The organism is Curtobacterium sp. MCBA15_008 (assembly GCF_001865065.1).
Lineage (GTDB): Bacteria > Actinomycetota > Actinomycetes > Actinomycetales > Microbacteriaceae > Curtobacterium.
In genome coordinates, this window is sequence record NZ_MJGN01000045.1 from 1 (window position 1) to 19,457 (window position 19,457).

Below are 19,457 nucleotides of genomic sequence, written 5' to 3' on the forward strand. Positions count from 1 at the left end.
GTCTCGGGCAACGCCAAGCTCGCCGACGGTTCGGTCTCGTTCCCGATCACCTCGGGTTCGGTGACGTACTGGTCGCCGGACGGCAACTACCGCCCGTACGTGCAGGGCCTGCTGAACCACGACGACTCGGGGCTGACCCTCTCCGCCGGTGACACCACGGTGACGCTGGAGAACTTCGTCGTGAACCCGGGCTCGTCCAAGCTCTACGGTGACGTCCTGGTCAACGGCAAGGTCGCCGTCGCGAACGCGTACCTGTTCTCCCTGCACGGTGGCACCCTCAAGCCGCTGCAGCTCGAGGGCGACAACGCGATCCTGACCGGCACCACGGTCCACGTCTCCGCCGACGCCGCGAAGCTGCTCAACAGCACCTTCAAGACCGACGCAGTGAAGGCCAACCTCCTCGTGGGCGTCGCGACCATCACCGCACAGATCAAGTAACACCCGTCCGACGACACGGCGCCGCCCCGCACGGGGTGGCGCCGTTCGTCGTGTCCGGGGCACGGGTTTCGCCGGTGTATCGCGGGCGGTACCGGGACCGAAACACCCGTCCCGCTGTGATGGCCTCATGACACGCACACGAACGCTCCACCGCACCCGCACCCGCACCCGCACCCGCACCCGCCCTTCGCTCCTCGGAGCGGCGGTCGTCGCCGTCACGCTGCCGCTCGCACTGGCGTCCTGCTCGTCGGACACTCCGACCGGCAGCACCGCCGACACCGCCAGCGAGCGCAGCACCGGGATCGGGGCCGACTGGGGTTCATGCATGCGCGATGCCGGGTTCGACGTGCAGGACCCCAGCGACGACGAGGTCCGTTCGGGCGCGCTGCGGGCTCCGAGCGGCACGGACGAGCAGGGCTTCGTCGAGGCCGGCGGTGCGTGCAGCAAGGAGCTCGGCATCAGCGGCACGAGCGAGGCCGACAAGCAGAAGTGGGAGCGGCAGAACGTGCAGGTCGCGAGCTGCATCCGCGACCACGGCTACCCGGACTTCGAAGGGCAGGACAACGGCGTGCTCGACTTCAGCACGTACGAGCGATCGCAGGAGCCGGAGTTCCAGGAGGCCGTCGAGTCGTGCCTGCAGGAGTTCGCGCCCGACATCCAGAAGCAGCAGGTCCCGTAGCTAGAGCGGAGCCGGCTCCGGGTCGGGACCGATGGCGTCCTGGACCCGCGCCGAGACGGACCGCAGCGTCTCGGCGTCGGTCCCCACGGGCCTCCAGAACAGGTCCTCGAGCGCACCCGTGTGCGCGCGGATGCCGGAGAGGACCGCACGACGCCCGTCCGGCGTCATCACCACCCAACTGCCGCGGCCGTCCGTCGGGCAGTCCGCTCGCTCCACCAGCCCGCGCGCCACCATGCGCGTCACCTGGTGGCTCACGCGCGACTTCTCCCAGCCGATGCCGGCGGCGATGTCACGCACCCGCAAGCGGTGCTCCGGGTCGCGGTGCAGGCCGATCAGGATCTCGAACTCCGGGATCGAGATCCCAGCGCCCTGCTGCACGGCGTGGTCCAACGCCCGATCGAGCCGTCGCCAGACGTCGTGGTAGGCGTCCCACGTGGCCCAGTCGTGGCCTTCGGCGCCCGGGTTCGACATGGCGCCAGCGTATCCACCTCCGGACCCGGTCGCGGCGAGGATCATCCGTCCGGATGAGGCTCGGGGCGCGCACGGCTCACTCAGAGGTGGGGTCGGGGGCTCGGCATACGATCGGAGCATGCCGAGCGCCCGACTGCAGGACTGCACCGACGACGCCGTCGCCCTCGTGCGCCGGTGGACGGCGGCGTCCGCCGGGGCCAAGCCGGAGCCCGGCGCCGCGCGTCTCGCGGCGGTGCTCCGCGACGAGCAGGGGCTCGACTTCACCCGCGGGTTCGTCGACAAGGTGATCCGTCCGGAGGACCCCCGGGTCGTGGCACGCAACCTCGAGAAGGTCGGTCAGGACGTCCCGGATGCCCTCGCCTGGTACCTCCGCGGTGCGGTGACGTTCGGTGGTGGCTTCGCGACCATGGCGCCGTGGGCGGTCGTGCCGACGGCGCGGAAGATCCTGCGTCGGATGACCGGGCACCTCGTCGTCGACGCCACCCCGGCGAAGCTCGGGCCCGCGCTCGCGAAGGTCGCCGGACCGGGGACCCAGCTCAGCGTGACCCTCCTCGGCGAAGCGGTCCTCGGCACCGCCGGCAGCGACCGGCAGCTGCAGGGCACGATGGACCTCCTCGCCCGCGACGACGTCGACCACGTCTCGATCACGGTGCGCTCGGTCCTGCCGCAGATGTCGCTGTGGGCGTTCGAGCAGACGGTGGAGCGCGCCGTCGACCGCCTCGTGCCGCTGTTCCGGCTCGCGGCGTCGTCACCCGTCCCGAAGTCCGTCACCCTCGACACCGAGGAGCACCGCGACCTCGACGTCACGCTCGCGGTGTTCCGGACGCTCCTCGACCGCGACGAGTTCATCGGACTGCACGCCGGCATCGCGCTCCAGGCGTACCTGCCCGACACCGCGGCGGCGCTCGAGTCCCTGACCGAGTGGGCCGTCGCGCGGCGGGCGCGGGGCGGGGCGCCGATCTCGGTCCGGCTCGTCAAGGGCGCGTACCTGGGGACGGAACGGGTCGACGCGATCCTGCACGAGTGGCCGCTGGCGACGTGGGGCTCGAAGCAGGAGACCGACACCGCGTACCTCCGGATGCTCGACGCCGCCCTCACGCCGGAGCGCACCGACGCGGTCCGGATCGGCGTCGCGGGGCACAACCTGTTCGACCTCGCCACGGCGTGGGTGCTCGCCCAGCGCCGCGGGGTGACCGACGCGGTCGACGTCGAGATGCTGCTCGGCATGGCCACCACCCACGCCGACGCCGTGCGCGCCGACGTCGGGCAGATCACGCTCTCCACGCCCGTCGTGCAGCCGGACCGGTTCGACGCGGCGATCCCGTACCTCGCCCGGCGGCTGCAGGAGAGCGCCGCCCCCGAGCACTTCGTGGCGAGCGCCACCGAGATCGACCACGACGAGGCGGCCTTCGAGCGTGCGCGCGGCCGCTGGCTCGCCGCGGTCCGGGCACTCGACGCGCCGGACCCCGTGCCGACCACCCACCGGACGCAGGACCGCCGCCGACCGGTCGGCGAGCCGGTGCACCGCGACGCCGTCCGGAACGTCCCCGACACCGACCCGTCGATCGCCGCGAACCGCTCGTGGGCGCACGACGTCCTCCGCCGCGTGCCCCGGTCGCAGCTCGGTGCGCAGACCATCCGCGGCGCGAAGGTCGCCGACCGCTCGACGCTCGAGCGCATCGTCGCCCGGACCGCCCAGGCCGGGGTCAACTGGGGGCGGCAGGACCCGTCGGACCGGGCCGAGCTCCTCGACCTCATCGCGCACGAGCTCGAGACCCGACGGGCCGACCTGATCGAGGTGATGGCGGCCGAGACCGGCACGACCCTCGCCGACGCCGACACCGAGGTGAGCGCGGCGGTCGACTCCGCGCACCACTCCGCCGAGAGCGCCCGCCGTCTGGCGGACCTCGACGGCGACGGCGCCGGGTACGTGCCGCCGCGGCTCACCGTGGTCGCGTCGCCGTGGAACGGCCCCGTGGCGATCCCGGCCAGCGGGGTCCTCGCCGCACTCGCCGCGGGCAGCGGGGTCGTCCTCAAGCCGGCACCGCAGGCCAAGCGCTGCGGCGCGCTCCTGGCCGACGTCCTCTGGGACGCCGGGGTGCCGCACTCCCTGCTGCGACTCGTCGACCTCGACGAGAACGAGCTCGGCCGCGACCTCATCGCCCACCCGGCCGTCGACCGCATCATCCTGACCGGGTCGACCGACACCGCCCGGTCGTTCCGGTGGTGGCGCGCCGGCCTGCCCCTGACGGCGGAGACCAGCGGCAAGAACGCCGTCGTGGTCACGCCGAGCGCCGACCTCGACCTCGCCGTGCAGGACATCGTGGAGTCCGCGTTCGGGCACGCCGGGCAGCGCTGCTCCGCCGCGTCCCTGGTGGTCCTGGTCGGGTCCGTGGGCGAGAGCGAGCGCTTCCGCCGCCAGCTCGTCGACGCCACCCGCACGCTGCGGGTCGCGTGGCCGGACGACCCGACCGCGCAGGTCGGACCGCTCATCGCCGAGCCGACGGGCACGCTCCGCGTCGGCCTCACCGAGCTCGGCCCGGGGGAGTCCTGGCTCGTGCAGCCGGTGCCCCTCGACGACTCCGGGCGGCTGTGGTCGCCGGGCATCCGCGACGGCGTGCGCCCCGGCAGCGACTTCCACCAGACGGAGTACCCCGGCCCCGTCCTCGGCATCATGCGGGCGGAGACCCTCGAGCAGGCCCTCGCGATCCAGAACGGGACCGACTCCGGACTCACGGCGGGCATCCACTCGCTCGACGCCGACGAGGTCGCCGAGTGGATCGCCGGCGTGCAGGCGGGCAACCTGACGGTCAACCGCGAGGTCACCGGTGTGGTCGACCGACGACAGCCGCTCGGCGGCTGGAAGGGTTCGGCGGTGGGGGCCGGCACGAAGCCCGGCGGCTCGATGTACGTCGCCACCCTCGGCCGGTGGGAGCCCCTTCCGCGCACCGTCCACAAGAGCATCCAGCTGCACGGGCTCCCGCCCCGGGTCACCGCCGTCATCGAAGCGGCCCGCAGCGGTCTGTCGTTCGAGGAGTTCGACCAGGTGCGTGCCGGTGCGCTCAGCGACGTGCGCGCGCGGGCGACCGAGTTCGGGGTGTCGCACGATCCGTCCGGGCTCGTCGTGCAGCGGAACGTGCTGCGGTGGCGGCCGCAGTCCGTGATCGTCCGACAGGCCGAGGGTGCGCCGATCGGCGACCTCGTCCGGGTGCTCGTCGCCGCGACGGCGGCCCGCGCCCACGTCCTGCTGAGCAGCGCCCGCCCGCTCCCCGGTCCGCTCACGCAGCTGTTCGCCTCCAGTCGGTCCCCACTGCACGTCGTCGACAGCCTGGTCGAGTCCGACGACGAGTTCCTGCGTCGGGCGGCGTCCGGCGCCGTGTTCCAGGAGTCCTGGTCGACCGGCGACGACGAGCCCCAGGACGCGCTCGAGGTCGTGCTGTCGCAGGGTCGGGAACGTCCGGCCCACACGGCCTTCGGCGGACCGGGAGCCCGGATCCGTCTGGTCGGCGGCGACCCGCTCGCGCTCGAGGAAGCCCTCGGCGCGAGCATCGACGTGGCGCTCCACGACGCCCCCGTGGTCGAGGCCGGGCTCATCGAGATGCTGCCGTTCCTCCGCGAACAGTCGGTGTCCGTGACGGCGCACCGGTTCGGCGACCTCGACCCCGACTTCACGGAGCTGCATGTCTGACCCGCGCACCCTGCACGCCGAGGGACTGTTCAACGGCCGCGACCTCGGCGGGCTGCCGCTCCGGGACGGCGGGACGACACCGCGGGGCCGGGTCTTCCGCTCCGAGGGCGTCGACCGGCTGACGTTCGACGGGTGGCAGGCGCTCTACGACGCGGGGATCCGGACGATCGTCGACCTGCGGGCCCCGTCGGAGACCGCGAAGGACACCGGTGTCCGCCCGGAGTGGTTGACCACCGTCGTCGTCGACCACGACGGCCTCGACACCGCGCCGTCGTTCTGGTCGGCGTACTGGGAGACCGGCCTGGTCGGCACACCCCTGTACTACGGGCCGCACCTGGACGAGCTGCCGGAGCGCACGGGCGAAGCACTGCGGGCGATCGCACGGGCCGAGCCGGGCAGGGTGCTCTTCCACTGCGCCGGCGGCCGTGACCGCACCGGCATCGTGGCCCTCGCCCTCCTGACCATCGCCGAGGTCGAACCGGAGGCGGTCGTCGCCGACTACCTCGTCACGGTCGAGAACGCCCCGGCACTGCTGGCGTCGATCGGGGTCCCGCCGACCGAGGAGAAGATCGAGGCACTCTGCGCCGAGCACGGCACGACGGTCGAGGGGGCCTTCCGCGCGGCGCTCGACGGGTTCGACGTGGACCGGTTCGTGGGCCGCTCCGGTCTCGACGCCGCCGACCTGGAGGCACTGCGAACGTTCCGCGCACACGTCGCGTGAGCCGCGCGTCGGCTCGCGTGAGCCGGGCCGCGCCGCGCCTCGCGTGAGCCGCGCCGCGCCTCGCCTCGCGTGAGCGGTGCCGCCCGTCGGCCGCCGGTCGGGGCCGAGGGGCGGACCGGGTCAGTCCTGGGCGTCCCCGGCGGCCTCGTCCTCGACGCCGGTCTCGTCCATCCGGTCGCGCAGGTGGTCGGCCATCGCACCGGCGCCCTCGCCGTGGTGGTCGTGGTCGACCTGTTCGATGAGGCCGCGCAGCTTCTCGTGGTTGGTCGCGTCGGTGGCGCCGTCCATGACGGGCTCGGTCTGTTCCTTGTCGCTCATGCCCTGGACGCTACGCCGCGGTGGTCGGGATCAGGTCCGGGCGTGCGCAGATCGGTAGTGCAGCTCGACGGCCCCGCCGGTGAACGGGGTGAGCCCGACGAGCTCGAACACCGCCGTCGGTGCGGCCACCGGCAGCAGGGGTGCGCCGGCGCCGAGCGCGATCGGCATCACCGTCACCCGGAGTTCGTCGAGCAGACGCGCCGCCTGGTACTGGGCCGCGAGGAGTCCGCCGCCGACGACCCACACGTCGCGTTCCCCGGCGGCGCGCAACAGCGTCGCCTGGTGGTCGGCGACGGACCCCGCGACGAAGTGCACGTCGGCGCCGTCCGGCACCGGCAGCTCGCGCGACGTGAACACCCAGGTGGGCGTCGACGGGTACGCCCAGGTGTCGTCGTTCGCGAGCAGCCACTCGTACGTGGTCGACCCCATCGCGATGGCACCGACGCCGGCGAAGAAGGCGTCGTGGTGCTCCTGGAACGGCTCGAAGCCGAACTGCAGGAGCCAGTCGAGGTCGTCACCGGGTGCGGCGACGAAGCCGTCGAGCGACGAGGCGACGGAGTACGTGGTGGCCATGTCCGGACGCTACCGACGACCCCCGACAGGACGCGCTCTCGACGTCAGGCGCGACGCCCGCGTCCGACCGCCCACACCTCGGCCACCGTGAGCACGAGTGCGATCCAGGCCTGACCGACGGCGAACCGCCGCCGTGCCGGGTCGAGCGCGAGGGGCACCATGGTCGCGCCGTGCGCAGCGTCGACGACCGCGCTGAGGGTGTGCGCCTCGGCACTGCCGGCGCGGAGCACGAGGGCGGCCTGCGCGAGCTGCCGGACGCCGAGCACCCGGTCGAGCACCACGTGCGGGTCGTCCGAGCGTGTCGCCCGGGCCAGGTGCCAGACGCCCAGGCCGGCGCGGGCGATCTCGACCGCGCGGCGACGGGCGGTGACCCGCGCGCGGCTCGGACCCCGGGTCATCGACGGCGTCCCGCCGCGAGTGCGGCCGCGCCCACGGCCCCGGCCGCACCGACGACCGCTCCGAGCAGGCCGTTGCCGAGTCGACGGTGCTCCACCCACCAGGTCTGCGGCGACCACGCGTGCGCCGACTCGTCGAACACCCCGTGCGCGCCGTGGTCGCCCGGTACCGGCTCGTAGAGGTTGTCCTGCATCTCGAGGCCGTCCTTCTCCGGGTTCTGCTGCCCGGACACGAGCGTCTTCGCGGCGTACCAGTCGGCGAACCGGCCGCTGATCCGGTTGCCGAGGATCGTGTAGACGGTCGACTCGCCCACCCAGGTGCGGCGGCGCGGGCGTTCGGCGGTGGCGGCGATGGCCCGGGCGCCGACCTCCGGCTGGTAGATCGGGGCGACCGGCTGCGGGTGGTGCGGCAGCTTCGACTTCACCCACTGGAACTGGATCGTGTTGAGCGCCGGCATGTCCACGCGGGACACCTGCACGTGGCTGCCCTGTTCTATGAGCTCGGAGACGACCGACTCGGTGAAGCCGACGATCGCGTGCTTCGCGCCGCAGTACGCGGCCTGCAGGGGGATGCCGCGGAAGCCGAGCGCCGACCCGACCTGGATGACCTGGCCGTGGTCGCGGGGGACCATCCGCGAGAGCGCGGCGCGGGTGCCGTTCACGAAGCCGAGGTAGGTGACGTGCAGGGCACGCTCGAAGTCCTCGGGCGCGGTCTCGAGGAACCGGCCGAACACGCCGACCATCACCCCGTTGACCCACAGGTCGATCGGCCCGAGCTCCTGCTCGACCCGGTCGGCCGCGGCCTCGACGGCGTCGCGGTCGGAGACGTCGGCGACCAGCGCGAGCCCCCGGCGTCCGGCGGCCTCGACCTCGGCGACCGCGGCGTCGACCCCGTCCCGCCCGCGTGCGAGGACCGCGACGTCCCACCCTCGTGCCGCGAGTTCGCGGACGGTCGCCCGTCCCAGTCCTGCGGATCCACCGGTCACCACTGCCACTCGAGTCATGGGCCCAGTTGTACGCAGGGGCGGCGCGGCATCACTCAGCCGTTGTCCCCCGACGGACCGTCGCCAGGTGCGAGCGGACGTGCACCAGGGTGGCGTCCTCGTCGGGCGCCTGCGGGATCGCCTCGAGCGAGAACGACTCGACGACACCCTCGCCGAACAGCACGCAGACCGTCGACCCGCCGAACTGGAAGTACCCGAGCTCGTCGCCCTTCGCGACCCGGGCGCCGGGCTCGATGCCGTCGCCGATCACGCACGACGACACGTCCGACATCCCCACGAAGACAACGGCGACGAGTCCGAGGTCGGGGTCGTCCGCCTCGATGACCACGATCGCGCGGGTGGCGACGTGGGCCAGGTACCCCTGCGACAGCGTCGGCTCGGCGGCGTCCGGCCCCTGCGACTCGGCCTCGGAGTAGTACGTGCCGGGCTGCACCCACGCGTTCACGATCTTCCCGGACACCGGGCTGTGCCACCGGTGGTAGTCCACGGCGCTCAGGAAGGCCTGCCACACCGTGCCGCCGACGAAGGCGTCCACCGACTCGTCACCGGCCAGGAGCTCGTCGAGCGAGTACGGCTCGGCCTTCACCCAGAACTCGTCGCGACGGCGCACCCCGCTGGCGATCCGGTACGGGGTGGCCTCGCACGGGCTGACCACGACGACGTCGTCGTCGGGTGCGGCGACCGGCCGTTCGCCGTCCCGGAACCGTCGGGTGAAGAAGTCGTTCCACGACGCAAAGCCCCAGTGCTCGTCGTCGGGGTCGTGCTCGAACTGGTCCATGCCCACGGTCCGACGTGCGGCGTCGCTCCGCCAGCCGTCCGGGGTGTCGACGATGACGTCGGCCGACTCCGGCGAGGACAGGAAGGTGCACCAGGCCTGGAGCACCTCGCGCAGGGCGTCGTTGACCCGCGGGTCGCGGTAGAAGGCGAAGCCGGCCGGCGTGGCCTTCGTCCAGTCGAGGATGCCGTCGAGCGGCGTCATGACCATCTGCTCCTCGCCCCACTCGGGCGCGCTCCGGATGACCTCGTCGATGAGCTCCAGCAGTTCCTCGACGCTCTCGAGGTGCCGCTCGGCGTACTGCCGGCCGCTCGGCACCTGCGCGATCATCTCGTGCGCCTCCATCCGGAGGACCGGGTCTGACTCGATGACGTCACGGAGCGCGGCGACCGCCGGGTGGAGCACCTGGTCGGGGTCGCGGTCGGCGAGACGGTCGCGTCGCCCGCGGAGCCACGCTTCGAGGCCGGACTGCTCGGCGGGGAGCCACCCGGCACGGCGGCGGACGTCCTGGGATGCACTGCTCACACACCGGACCGTACCGACGACGACCGCGCCCGGTCCCAGCGATCCCCGTCATGCCAACGGCCCCGGCGTCCGGGGCGCCGACGTGGTCAGCGCCCGAGGCCGAACCGGGTCGTCACCCCCGGCGAGTACAGCACCGAGTCCGGCTCCAGGTCCGTCAACGCGAACGGCAGCCCCGCGGCACCGACCAGGTCGTCCCGCAGCGACACCACCGACGCGCGGTGCAACGGCCACGACTCGTGCTCGTTCGGCCAGAACCGCGTCCGCCCGAGCCGTCGCACGTGCATGCCCCACCGCGCCGTCAGGAAGGTCTCGAGCGCGGTCGGCTCCGCCACCGTCGTCCCGACCCGCACGTCCAGCAGCGATCGCAGGTGCGTGCCGTGCCGCCGCATCGCGTACGCCACGCGGTCCGGTGCCGGCCGGCGCTGTTCGGCGACGGCCCACTTGTACGGCAGGCCCGTCGCCACGCGCGCGCCCACGGTCGGAGCGAGCTTGCCGGCGTCGAGGGACAGGAACACGACACCGTGCCGACCGCGGTCGTCCACCGTGTAGACGCGGACGTTCACCTCGATGAAGTCACCGACCGAGCCGACGGACACCGGCGGGAACCGGGTGTCCGTGAACCGGAAGCAGATGAGGCCGACCCAGGTGGTCGCGCCGTCGTCGGCTCCGTCGACGCCGAGGGTGTCCGGCCGTGTGCCGGCCGGCAGCAACGGGGCGACCGCGGACGCGTCGACGCGCCAGTGCGCGAACACGACGTCGCGCCACGCCTGCTCGATCCAGGGGCGTCCGGTCAAGCCGGGGGCGACGGCCGGGAGGCGCGGTGTGTCCCCGGTGGGCGTGGTCGCGGTCACGAGGTGGTCGCCTCCGGGGCGATGTGCCCCGCCACCGGCGCGTCGTCCCACCCCTGCTGCGGGGTGTCGCAGGTGCCGCGGAACACGTACTGCGACGGGCGCTTCCGCTCGCTCGACGTCCAGTCGATCGCGGGCCGACGGCGCTCGGGCGGCAGGTACCCGATCCGGTAGACGGCCATCAGCTCGAGGGAGTCCGGCACCCGCAGCAGGTCCTCGATCTCCTCCCACGCGCCCGGGGTCTCCATCGGGAAGGACACGAACTGGATCCCCAGGCCGAGCTCCGTCGTCGCGAGCCAGATGTTCTCCATCGCCGCCCCCATGCTGAACACCGAGTAGAAGCCGGACAGCTCCTCCTTCCGGTACTCGTGCCGGTCGAGCATCACCCCGAGCAGCAGCGGCGACCCGGCGACGAGCTTCCGGTTCTCCTCGCCGAGGCTCTGCGGCACCCGGAGCGTGTTCATCAGGAGCTGCCCGCGCTTCGTGAACACCTGCTTCGTGAAGGGCTTGAGCGGTCCGGGCAGCTTGTCAAACAGCATCCCGTCACGCCGCGCGTCCATCTCGCCCTGTGAGAACCGGAAGTACGGCTTGTACCGCTCGAAGAACGTCCCCTCGGCCATCGTCCGGGTCATCGAGCTGCCGCTGATCTCGGCGACACGGTCGATCGTGGCGCGCTCCTCGACCAGCACGAACCGCCACGGCTGGCTGTTCAGCTGCGAGGGAGCCCGTCCGGCCAGCTCCATCAGGAGCCGTTGGTGCTCCTCGGAGACGGGGTCGGGCAGGAACGCCCCGTTGGTCGTGCGCCGCCGTCGGATCGCTTCGAAGAGCTCCACTGCTCACCTCTCTGATCGCCTGCGTGCGAGCACGGCCCCCAGGTAGGACGGTGCGGCGGCGACCGCGACCTTCCAGTGTGCTCCGGAGCGGGGGTTCGTGCGTGGAGCGACCGCCAAGGGAACGAGTGCCGGCAACAGGAACAGCGCCGACCGGTCCCGCGTCCACACCGGGGTCGTCGCAGCGATCCCGGTCAGCGCCGCGGTCACCACGAACAGGCCGTGGTGCACGACGCGGAGCTTCTTCGTCCGGATCAGCCGCACCGCGACGGCGGTGCCCCAGAGGCAGTTCGCCAGGTAGGCGCCGGACGCGGCGGCGACCAGACGCCGGGCAGGGCGTGATCCTGTGGGGGCCGAGCCGCGCCTCCAGGCCGTCGCCGTGCGTCGCATCTGCCGGACGTTACGCGGTCTCGCGACTGACCAGCTTGGAGAGCACGATCGCGGAGCGGGTGTGGTCCACCTGCGGGGCGAGACGGACCTTGTCGAGCGCTTCTTCGAGTGCCGAGAGGTCCTTCGAGCGCATGTGCACGACGGCGTCGGCGCTGCCGGTGACGGTGCCGGCGTCGATGACCTCGGGAACGGTGTCGAGCAGCGACCGGAGCTCGTCGGGGGAGACGGTGCCGCGGCAGTAGAGCTCCACCCAGGCCTCGGTGCCGCGGTCCTCGACAGCGGGGTCGACCTTGATCGTGAACCCCTGGATGACCCCGTCGCCGACGAGCCGGTCGACCCGGCGCTTCACGGCCGAGGCCGAGAGTCCGACCACCGACCCGATGTCGCCGTAGCCGGCACGGGCGTTCTCCCGGAGCTGGTCCAGGATGCGGTGGTCGAGCGAATCCATTGACACCATCCTACGCGGGCTTCTTGCACGGCCCGGGGTTCTGCGCACGAAACGTGCGCGCCCCGAACGGGTGCCACGGCGTTTCGCATCCCGTTGCTGCACCCCTCGGACGGTTCTGTCTAGACTCGTGATCGGCGTCGACCTGGTCCGCTACGGCGAGTGAGCCTGCATCTCGCCGGAGCACCTCTCCTTCGTTCCGTTTCGGTTCCTGGCAGGCTCGGGCCCCGGTCCCTTCTCAGGAGGACTGATGTCGAACACCGCACCCTCGACCACCGATGCACCGGCCCGTACCGCGACCAAGCGGACGATCCTGATGTGCAAGCCGGACTTCTACACGGTGAGCTACCGGATCAACCCGTGGATGCACCCCGAGGACCCCACCGACACGTCGAAGGCCGTCCAGCAGTGGCAGTCGCTCGTCGACGTCTACGAGGGCCTCGGCTTCGACATCTCCTACATCGAACCGATCGACGGTCTGCCGGACATGGTCTACGCGGCCAACGGCGGGTTCGTGCTCGACGGTGTCGCCTACGGCGCGAAGTTCCAGTACCCCGAGCGCCAGCCCGAGGGCCCGGCCTACATGGACTGGTTCCGCCAGGCCGGCCTGACCGTCGCCGAGCCCGAGGAGACCAACGAGGGCGAGGGCGACTTCCTGCTCATCGGCGACACGATCTTCGCCGGCACCGGGTTCCGATCGGACAGCACCTCGCACGAGGAGCTCGCGAAGATCTACGGCCGCGAGGTCGTCACCCTCAAGCTCATCAACCCGAGCTTCTACCACCTCGACACCGCCATCGCCGTGCTCGACCCCGAGCCCGCCGTCGACGGGACGAGCAACATCGCCTACCTGGAGAGCGCCTTCGACGAGCCGTCGCTGGCGATCCTGCGCGAGCGCTTCCCCGACGCGATCATCGCCACCGAAGAGGACGCCGCGATCCTCGGGCTCAACTCCTACTCGGACGGGTACAACGTCGTGATCGCCTCCCGCGCGACCACGTTCGCCTCACAGCTGAAGGAGAAGGGCTACAACCCGATCGGCGTCGACCTGTCCGAGCTGCTGCTCGGCGGCGGCGGCGTGAAGTGCTGCACGCTCGACCTGCACCCGGTCGGCACCGGCAACTCCGTCGCACGGGGCGCCTGATGACCAGCGCGCTGGGGACGAACACCGCCGCCGCGCTCGCCGTCGAGGACCGTGCCCTCGCGCACAACTACAGCCCGCTGCCCGTCGTCATCGCCTCCGGCGACGGCGCATGGGTGACGGACGTCGACGGCAAGCGCTACCTCGACGGCCTCGCCGCGTACTCCGCGGTGAACTTCGGCCACGGCAACCCGCGGCTGCTCGACGCCGCCAGGGCCCAGCTCGACCGGGTCACGCTGACCTCGCGGGCGTTCGTGAACGACCAGCTCGGGCCGTTCGCGTCCGCGCTCGCGTCGTTGACCGACACCGAGATGGTGCTCCCGATGAACACCGGGGCCGAGGCCGTCGAGTCCGCGATCAAGGTCTCGCGCGCCTGGGGCTACCGCGTCAAGGGCGTGCCGGCCGAGCGAGCCACCATCATCGTGGCGTCCGGGAACTTCCACGGCCGCACCACGACGATCATCTCGTTCTCCGACGACCCCTCGGCCCACGACGACTTCGGGCCGTTCACGCCCGGCTTCCGCACCGTGCCGTACGGCGACGCTGCGGCCCTCCGCGAGGCGATGGACGAGACCGTCGTCGCCGTGCTGCTCGAGCCGATCCAGGGCGAGGGCGGCGTCGTCATCCCGCCGGAGTCGTACCTTCCCGCCGTCCGCGAGATCTGCGACGAGTTCGGTGCGCTGTTCGTCGCCGACGAGATCCAGTCCGGGCTCGGCCGCACCGGGCACACCCTCGCCGTGCAGCGCGTCGACGTCCGACCGGACCTCATCACGCTCGGCAAGGCGCTCGGCGGCGGCATCGTGCCGGTGTCCGCGGTCGTCGGGTCGGCTTCGGTGCTCGGCGTCCTGCGTCCGGGCGAGCACGGCTCCACCTTCGGTGGCAACCCGCTCGCGGCGGCCGTCGGGTCCGAGGTCGTGGCGATGCTCGACGAGGGCACGTTCCAGCAGCGGGCGCTCGACGGCGAACCGCTCCTGCGCGGGCTGCTCGACGACCTGCTCGGTTCCGGGGTCGTCTCGCACCGGGTCGCCGGACTCTGGGCGGGGATCGACATCGACCCCGCGCTCGGTACCGGCAAGGCCATCGCGAAGGGCCTCGCCGACCGGGGCGTGCTCGTGAAGGACACGCACGGGTCGACGATCCGCTTCGCGCCGCCCCTGGTCGTCACCGACGACGAGGTGCGCCTGGCGATCGGCACGCTCGGCGAGGTGCTCGCCGCGCGCTGAGCCGCGGGCGGCGCCGCGCCCGTCGCCGCGCGCGGCCAGCGCGGCCCGGGCGTCCGCCGCGCCCGTCGAGGGAGCAGAAATCGTCGAGTCGATCCCGACCAGCCGACGATTCCTGCTCCCTCGACGCGCCGACGCCCCGACCTCAGACCGCCCAGCGCTCCGCCAACTCGTCCATCAGGGCATCGAGCCGCTCGTCGACGACCTGCTCCTCGGGGTGCGCCTCGTACCAGGCGATCACCTCGCGCACGCCGTGCCGGTACGGCGTCCGCGGCCGGTACCAGGGCACGAGCGACCGGATCTTGCTGTTGTCGAACGCCGAGCTGTTCGCCTTGTCGCCCAGGAGCGCCGCGCCCCACTCCGGGTCGACGGCCGCGATCGCGTCCGCCGGCACGTGCACGATCCGCAGGTCGTCCACCCCGGCCGCTGCCGCGATCTCCTGCGCGATGGCGTTCCACGTCGGCGCCTCGTCGCTCGTGATCGTGAACGCCTCACCGATCGCCTCGCCCCGGTCGAGCAGCCCCGTGAAGCCGACGGCGAAGTCCCGGCTGTGCGTGAGGGTCCACAGCGAGCTGCCGTCACCCGTGATGATGATCGGCTTGCCCGCACGCATCCGCGCCACGGCCGTCCACCCGCCCGTCAGCGGCAGCTTCGTCTCGTCGTAGGTGTGCGACGGCCGCACGATCGTCACCGGGAAGTCCTGCTCCCGGTACGCCTGCATCAGCAGCTCCTCGCACGCGATCTTGTCGCGCGAGTACTGCCAGTACGGGTTCTTCAGCGGCGTCGATTCGGTGATCGGCAGGTGCGTGGCCGGCGTCTGGTACGCCGACGCCGAGCTGATGAACACGTACTGCCGCGTCCGTCCGGCGAAGAAGTCCACGTCCGCCTGCACCTGGTCCGGCGTGAAGGCGATCCAGTTCACGACGCTGTCGAATTGACGGTCGCCGAGCGCGTCCGCCAGTGCGCTGCGGTCCGACACGTCGGCCTGGAGGCGCGTCACACCCTCCGGGATCGGCCTGCCCCCGGTGGTCCCCCGGTTGAGCACGGTCACCTCGAACCCCTGCTCGACGGCTTCGCGGACGCACGAGGCACTGATGACCCCGCTGCCGCCGATGAACAGCACGCTCGGTCCCGACATGGATGCTCCTTCGCTCCCGGCGACGCACCGCTGCGCCGCACTCCTTCCGATCCTGCACCTACCCGTCGGGGCGGGCGCGGAGCACCGATCGGAGCGAGGTGGTGCCCGCCGCCCAGAGTGCAGCTCGCGGGCTGATCCAGCCGAGCAGCTCGAGCGCGTAGTCGTGGTCCCGCTGCAGGTCGCGCGCGTGGATGGGCTCGTGGTGCGCCGCGCGGTTCCGCACGAAGTGCAACTGCTGCAGTCGACGCCGCACTTCACGTTGACGAGTCAAGGAGTCCGCGGGTCCGAGTGGGAACGCCCGGTGGAGCGCGGGTGTCCACAGCGCGGTCAGGTACCGCGACTCGACGAGGTAGCGCCAGAACCCGAAGCTGAGCTCAGCGACGACCCTTCCGTGGACCTCGTCGCGGCGGTCGTCTCGACTCGCGCGTGCCCGTGCCTTCGCCAGGTCAGCCCGACCGCGCCCGTCGAGCGGCGCGAGGTCGAACCAGGGCGCGTCGCCACGACCCGCCGCCCAGGTGCGCAGTTCGCGGTCGAGTGAGTTGCGGGCGAACACCTCGACGACGCCGGTGAGCTCCATGACCGACGCCGCGGCTCGCATGTTCCACTCGTACAGCCGCAACGCACCGCCCGAGGAGAGCGTCCGCTCGGTGTACGACCGGAGCCGTTCGGCGGTGATCAAGCGCTCGAGTTCGTCTTCGTACACCACGCCCCCATCTGCTAGCGTCTTCCACGAAGACCCCGGAACGATCACTGGCCCAGGCCACATCGCCGGGGTTTCGTCTTTCCCCGTTTCTCCTGAAACATCAGCGTACAGACACTGCCCAGCGCGGAGGTCCCGAGGACTACCGTCTCGGTCGTGGCGCACCGAAGCGCCCCACGACAGGAGTGACACGCACATGGAGTACCGCTACCTCGGCAACTCGGGCCTCAAGGTCTCCGAGATCACCTACGGCAACTGGCTCACCCACGCCTCCCAGGTCGAGAACGACGCAGCCATCGCCTGCGTCCGGGCAGCGCTCGACGTCGGCATCTCGACGTTCGACACCGCCGACGTCTACGCGAACACCGGCGCCGAGACCGTCCTCGGTGAGGCGCTCAAGGGAGAGCGGCGTCAGTCGCTCGAGATCGCGACGAAGGTGTTCGGCCCGACCGGGCCGAAGGGCCACAACGACACGGGGCTCAGCCGGAAGCACATCCTCGAGTCCATCAACGGGTCGCTCGAGCGCCTGCAGACCGACTACGTCGACCTGTACCAGGCGCACCGGTTCGACTACGAGACCCCGCTCGAGGAGACGATGCTCGCCTTCGCGGACGTCGTCCGGCAGGGCAAGGCGCTGTACATCGGTGTCAGCGAGTGGACGGCGGAGCAGCTCCGTGCCGGTCACGAGCTCGCGGACGACCTCGGGGTGCAGCTCATCTCGAACCAGCCGCAGTACTCCGCGCTCTGGCGGGTCATCGAGGGCGAGGTCGTCCCGACGTCCGAGGAGCTCGGCATCTCGCAGATCGTCTGGTCGCCGATCGCGCAGGGCGTCCTCACCGGCAAGTACCAGCCCGGTCAGCCGCTGCCCGAGGGCTCCCGTGCCACCGACGACAAGGGCGGCGCGAACATGATCAAGCGGTTCATGCGCGACGAGGTGCTCACCGCCGTGCAGGACCTCAAGCCGATCGCCGACGAGCTGAACCTGTCGATGGCGCAGCTCGCCGTCGCGTGGGTGCTGCAGAACGAGAACGTCGCGTCCGCGATCATCGGGGCCTCGCGACCGGAGCAGGTGCACGACAACGCCGGCGCCGCCGGGGTCGAGATCCCCGCCGAGCTGATGTCGCGCATCGACGACGCCCTCGGGGCCGTGGTCGAGCGCGACCCGGCGAAGACGAACGACAGCAGCCCGAAGACCCGCGAGGCGTAGCGCGGACGCGGACCGCACCGCGCACGAAAAAAGGCCCCCTGCCGAAGCAGGGGGCCTTTCACCGTGGCTGGACACGGCATCGATCCGTGGACCTTTCGATTTTCAGTCGAACGCTCTACCAACTGAGCTATCCAGCCGTGGCGACCCTGACGGGACTTGAACCCGCGACCTCCGCCGTGACAGGGCGGCACGCTAACCAACTGCGCTACAGGGCCATGTTTTGTTATCAGTACTGCGAATTGCTGTCTTGCTCGGTACCACTCTGCTTGCTTGCTCACTCCGAAGAGTGACCCCAACGGGATTCGAACCCGTGCTGCCGCCGTGAAAGGGCGGTGTCCTAGGCCACTAAACGATAGGGCCGCAAGCGGTGCTTCGCGCTACCGATGGACAAGCATACGGATGGACCGCGGGTTTCACAAATCGGGTGCCGTGGCGGCGGAACCCCCGGCGTGTCGCGTCCGGGCACCCGACCCGCAGGGCTTCACTCCCCCTGGGGCTCCAGGCCCCGATTCGTGCTGTCGATGATCGGATGCGAGCATCGTCGTCGGTCCCGTACCCCTCGTGCGAGGGGGTGTGCGGGTGCGACACCTGTTGTTACTGTTGCGCTTGTTAACAGTGTTACGTGCGTGAGCCTTGCCGCGCTGTTACGAAATCGAGATGTATGTCGACCCCACCATCGCTCTCACTCCGCCCCCGTCCCCGCCGCCGCGTCATCGCCGCCGCGGTCACCGTCGCGCTCACCGTCGGCACGCTCGGAGCACTGGCTCCGGTGACGTCGGCCAGCGCAGCGTCGTACCCCAGCTGGTCGGACGTCCAGAAGGCGAAGGCGTCGAAGTCGGCGCAGCAGGCGAAGGTCACCGAGATCAAGGCGCTCATCGCTGACCTGTCGACGAAGGCCTCCGCGGCGAAGAAGTCCGCCGAGGCAGCCGGCACCGCGTACCAGAACGCGCAGACGAAGTACGACGACGCCACCCTCAAGCAGCAGAAGCTGCAGGAGCAGGCGGACGACGCCGAGAAGACCGCCGCCGCGTCCGAGGAGCAGGCCGGCCAGCTCGCCGCGCAGCTCGGCCGGGCGAGCGCGAACGACGTGACGACGGACATCCTCACGCACCCGTCGAAGTCGGGCGACCTGCTCTACGAGCTCGGCGCCATGTCGAAGCTGAGCGAGCAGGCGGACGGCATCTACTCGCAGGCGAGCCAGGACCGCGGCGTCGCGCAGGGCCTCGCCGACCGTGCCGACCTCGCGAAGAACGCCCTCGGCAAGCTGGCCGACGCGGCGCAGGAGAAGATGCAGGCCGCCCAGCAGGCAGCCGACGACGCGCAGTCGGTCGTCGACGCGCAGAGCGACAACCAGGCGCGGCTCGAGGCCCAGCTGACGCTGCTCACCACGAACGAGTCGAACGTCGAGTCGCGCTACAACAAGGGCGTCAAGGCCGAGAAGGCGCGGCTCGCCGCCCTCGCGGCTGCGGCGGCCAAGGCAGCGGCGACGAGCTCGGGCGGCTCCGGCGGCGGATCGCCGAACTCGTCGGGCTGGGTGCGTCCCGCCGGCGGCTACCAGACCAGCCCGTACGGCTACCGCGTCGACCCCTACACGCACTACCGGGCCCTGCACGCCGGCGTGGACCTCGCTCCCGCCTGCTACGCCCCGATCTACGCCGCGCACTCCGGCACCGTGACCTTCGCGGCGAACGGCGGCGGCTACGGCAATGAGGTCGTGCTCGACAACGGCGGCGGGATCTCCACCGCCTACGGGCACATCGTCGACGGCGGCATCATCGTGTCCGTCGGCCAGCACGTCAGTGCCGGCCAGCAGATCGCGAAGATCGGTTCGACCGGCTGGTCGACCGGGTGCCACCTCCACTTCGAGACCCGGATCAACGGTTCCGCCGTCGACCCGGTCCCCTTCATGGCAGCGCGGGGGATCTCGGTATGACCGTGTGCGCGCCCGAGA

Annotated in this window: 19 protein-coding genes, 3 tRNA genes and 1 pseudogene; 8 read left to right on the forward strand and 15 right to left on the reverse strand. The window is 71.6% G+C overall.

Going from position 1 to position 19,457, the window contains the following annotated elements; all coding sequences use genetic code 11:
- A pseudogene (locus BIU96_RS19930) lies at positions 1-438 on the forward strand (hypothetical protein); the annotation flags it as partial.
- Between the two features lie 127 nt (positions 439-565).
- Positions 566-1,117 carry a hypothetical protein gene (locus BIU96_RS14560; RefSeq protein ID WP_071293339.1) on the forward strand — a complete coding sequence of 184 codons (552 nt, stop codon included), beginning with the start codon at positions 566-568 and terminating at the stop codon, positions 1,115-1,117.
- Here the strand turns inward: BIU96_RS14560 and BIU96_RS14565 are convergent, their stop codons facing one another.
- A complete protein-coding gene (locus tag BIU96_RS14565) occupies positions 1,118-1,588 on the reverse strand; it encodes a MarR family winged helix-turn-helix transcriptional regulator (protein WP_071293340.1) in 471 nt (156 codons plus the stop codon).
- Positions 1,589-1,706: 118 nt separating this feature from the next.
- On the opposite strand from BIU96_RS14565, the gene BIU96_RS14570 reads away from it, so the two are divergent.
- Positions 1,707-5,276 (forward strand): bifunctional proline dehydrogenase/L-glutamate gamma-semialdehyde dehydrogenase, encoded by a 3,570-nt coding sequence (locus tag BIU96_RS14570; RefSeq protein ID WP_071293341.1) that lies wholly within the window; start codon positions 1,707-1,709, stop codon positions 5,274-5,276.
- Positions 5,269-5,997 carry a tyrosine-protein phosphatase gene (locus BIU96_RS14575; RefSeq protein WP_071293342.1) on the forward strand — a complete coding sequence of 243 codons (729 nt, stop codon included), beginning with the start codon at positions 5,269-5,271 and terminating at the stop codon, positions 5,995-5,997. Before BIU96_RS14570 ends, BIU96_RS14575 begins: the two co-directional genes overlap by 8 nt.
- A 120-nt stretch (positions 5,998-6,117) precedes the next feature.
- Here BIU96_RS14575 and BIU96_RS14580 read toward each other — a convergent pair whose 3' ends face one another.
- The 9 genes from BIU96_RS14580 to BIU96_RS14620 form a co-directional block, all read right to left on the reverse strand.
- The gene (locus BIU96_RS14580) at positions 6,118-6,315 is read right to left on the reverse strand and encodes a hypothetical protein (protein ID WP_071293343.1); all 198 of its coding nucleotides are present in this window, start codon (positions 6,313-6,315) and stop codon (positions 6,118-6,120) included.
- A 30-nt stretch (positions 6,316-6,345) separates the two neighbouring features.
- On the reverse strand, positions 6,346-6,888 hold the full coding sequence (locus BIU96_RS14585) for a dihydrofolate reductase family protein (protein WP_071293344.1): 543 nt from the start codon (positions 6,886-6,888) through the stop codon (positions 6,346-6,348).
- Positions 6,889-6,932: 44 nt separating this feature from the next.
- Entirely contained in the window at positions 6,933-7,286 is a 354-nt protein-coding gene (locus tag BIU96_RS14590) for a hypothetical protein (protein ID WP_071293345.1), read from the reverse strand.
- On the reverse strand, positions 7,283-8,287 hold the full coding sequence (locus BIU96_RS14595) for an SDR family oxidoreductase (RefSeq protein WP_071293346.1): 1,005 nt from the start codon (positions 8,285-8,287) through the stop codon (positions 7,283-7,285). Before BIU96_RS14595 ends, BIU96_RS14590 begins: the two co-directional genes overlap by 4 nt.
- 31 nt (positions 8,288-8,318) lie before the next feature.
- Positions 8,319-9,587 carry a phosphatidylserine decarboxylase family protein gene (locus BIU96_RS14600; RefSeq protein WP_071293347.1) on the reverse strand — a complete coding sequence of 423 codons (1,269 nt, stop codon included), beginning with the start codon at positions 9,585-9,587 and terminating at the stop codon, positions 8,319-8,321.
- 86 nt (positions 9,588-9,673) lie between these two features.
- Entirely contained in the window at positions 9,674-10,438 is a 765-nt protein-coding gene (locus BIU96_RS14605; protein WP_083402946.1) for a YqjF family protein, read from the reverse strand.
- Positions 10,435-11,268, reverse strand: a complete 834-nt coding sequence (locus tag BIU96_RS14610; RefSeq protein ID WP_071293348.1) for a nitroreductase family protein — start codon at positions 11,266-11,268, stop codon at positions 10,435-10,437. Before BIU96_RS14610 ends, BIU96_RS14605 begins: the two co-directional genes overlap by 4 nt.
- 3 nt (positions 11,269-11,271) lie before the next feature.
- The gene (locus BIU96_RS14615) at positions 11,272-11,655 is read right to left on the reverse strand and encodes a hypothetical protein (RefSeq protein WP_071293349.1); all 384 of its coding nucleotides are present in this window, start codon (positions 11,653-11,655) and stop codon (positions 11,272-11,274) included.
- A gap of 10 nt (positions 11,656-11,665) precedes the next feature.
- A complete protein-coding gene (locus BIU96_RS14620) occupies positions 11,666-12,103 on the reverse strand; it encodes an Lrp/AsnC family transcriptional regulator (protein WP_071293350.1) in 438 nt (145 codons plus the stop codon).
- Positions 12,104-12,350: 247 nt separating this feature from the next.
- On the opposite strand from BIU96_RS14620, the gene ddaH reads away from it, so the two are divergent.
- Positions 12,351-13,244 carry a dimethylargininase gene (gene ddaH, locus BIU96_RS14625; protein ID WP_071293351.1) on the forward strand — a complete coding sequence of 298 codons (894 nt, stop codon included), beginning with the start codon at positions 12,351-12,353 and terminating at the stop codon, positions 13,242-13,244.
- On the forward strand, positions 13,244-14,464 hold the full coding sequence (rocD, locus tag BIU96_RS14630; protein WP_071293352.1) for an ornithine--oxo-acid transaminase: 1,221 nt from the start codon (positions 13,244-13,246) through the stop codon (positions 14,462-14,464). Before ddaH ends, rocD begins: the two co-directional genes overlap by 1 nt.
- 142 nt (positions 14,465-14,606) lie before the next feature.
- Here the strand turns inward: rocD and BIU96_RS14635 are convergent, their stop codons facing one another.
- Together BIU96_RS14635 and BIU96_RS14640 are read right to left on the reverse strand one after the other, a co-directional pair.
- Positions 14,607-15,599: an NAD-dependent epimerase/dehydratase family protein gene (locus BIU96_RS14635; protein ID WP_071293353.1), complete on the reverse strand. Its 993-nt coding sequence runs from the start codon at positions 15,597-15,599 to the stop codon at positions 14,607-14,609.
- A gap of 58 nt (positions 15,600-15,657) precedes the next feature.
- On the reverse strand, positions 15,658-16,305 hold the full coding sequence (locus BIU96_RS14640) for a hypothetical protein (protein ID WP_083402947.1): 648 nt from the start codon (positions 16,303-16,305) through the stop codon (positions 15,658-15,660).
- 190 nt (positions 16,306-16,495) lie between these two features.
- Between BIU96_RS14640 and BIU96_RS14645 the strand changes: the two genes are divergently transcribed.
- Entirely contained in the window at positions 16,496-17,506 is a 1,011-nt protein-coding gene (locus BIU96_RS14645) for an aldo/keto reductase family protein (RefSeq protein ID WP_071293354.1), read from the forward strand.
- Between the two features lie 64 nt (positions 17,507-17,570).
- Here the strand turns inward: BIU96_RS14645 and BIU96_RS14650 are convergent.
- From BIU96_RS14650 to BIU96_RS14660, 3 genes are all read right to left on the reverse strand, one after another.
- Positions 17,571-17,643: transfer RNA gene (locus BIU96_RS14650), tRNA-Phe, on the reverse strand.
- A 1-nt stretch (position 17,644) separates the two neighbouring features.
- Positions 17,645-17,721 (reverse strand) — tRNA-Asp (locus tag BIU96_RS14655).
- Positions 17,722-17,793: 72 nt separating this feature from the next.
- A tRNA-Glu gene (locus tag BIU96_RS14660) sits at positions 17,794-17,866 on the reverse strand.
- Between the two features lie 301 nt (positions 17,867-18,167).
- Here BIU96_RS14660 and BIU96_RS14665 point away from each other — a divergent pair.
- Positions 18,168-19,439: a M23 family metallopeptidase gene (locus BIU96_RS14665; RefSeq protein WP_071293355.1), complete on the forward strand. Its 1,272-nt coding sequence runs from the start codon at positions 18,168-18,170 to the stop codon at positions 19,437-19,439.
- The last annotated feature ends 18 nt before the right edge of the window (positions 19,440-19,457 follow it).

Bases quoted from the DNA above. Each gene is read 5' to 3' on its own strand.
- ddaH (WP_071293351.1), top strand. From the start codon at position 12,351: ATGTCGAACACCGCACCCTCGACCACCGATGCACCGGCCCGTACCGCG.
- BIU96_RS14635 (WP_071293353.1), bottom strand. From the start codon at position 15,599: ATGTCGGGACCGAGCGTGCTGTTCATCGGCGGCAGCGGGGTCATCAGT.
- BIU96_RS14645 (WP_071293354.1), top strand. From the start codon at position 16,496: ATGGAGTACCGCTACCTCGGCAACTCGGGCCTCAAGGTCTCCGAGATC.
- BIU96_RS14570 (WP_071293341.1), top strand. From the start codon at position 1,707: ATGCCGAGCGCCCGACTGCAGGACTGCACCGACGACGCCGTCGCCCTC.
- rocD (WP_071293352.1), top strand. From the start codon at position 13,244: ATGACCAGCGCGCTGGGGACGAACACCGCCGCCGCGCTCGCCGTCGAG.
- BIU96_RS14620 (WP_071293350.1), bottom strand. From the start codon at position 12,103: ATGGATTCGCTCGACCACCGCATCCTGGACCAGCTCCGGGAGAACGCC.
- BIU96_RS14595 (WP_071293346.1), bottom strand. From the start codon at position 8,287: ATGACTCGAGTGGCAGTGGTGACCGGTGGATCCGCAGGACTGGGACGG.
- BIU96_RS14560 (WP_071293339.1), top strand. From the start codon at position 566: ATGACACGCACACGAACGCTCCACCGCACCCGCACCCGCACCCGCACC.
- BIU96_RS14585 (WP_071293344.1), bottom strand. From the start codon at position 6,888: ATGGCCACCACGTACTCCGTCGCCTCGTCGCTCGACGGCTTCGTCGCC.
- BIU96_RS14665 (WP_071293355.1), top strand. From the start codon at position 18,168: ATGTCGACCCCACCATCGCTCTCACTCCGCCCCCGTCCCCGCCGCCGC.
- BIU96_RS14580 (WP_071293343.1), bottom strand. From the start codon at position 6,315: ATGAGCGACAAGGAACAGACCGAGCCCGTCATGGACGGCGCCACCGAC.
- BIU96_RS14565 (WP_071293340.1), bottom strand. From the start codon at position 1,588: ATGTCGAACCCGGGCGCCGAAGGCCACGACTGGGCCACGTGGGACGCC.
- BIU96_RS14615 (WP_071293349.1), bottom strand. From the start codon at position 11,655: ATGCGACGCACGGCGACGGCCTGGAGGCGCGGCTCGGCCCCCACAGGA.
- BIU96_RS14590 (WP_071293345.1), bottom strand. From the start codon at position 7,286: ATGACCCGGGGTCCGAGCCGCGCGCGGGTCACCGCCCGTCGCCGCGCG.
- BIU96_RS14575 (WP_071293342.1), top strand. From the start codon at position 5,269: ATGTCTGACCCGCGCACCCTGCACGCCGAGGGACTGTTCAACGGCCGC.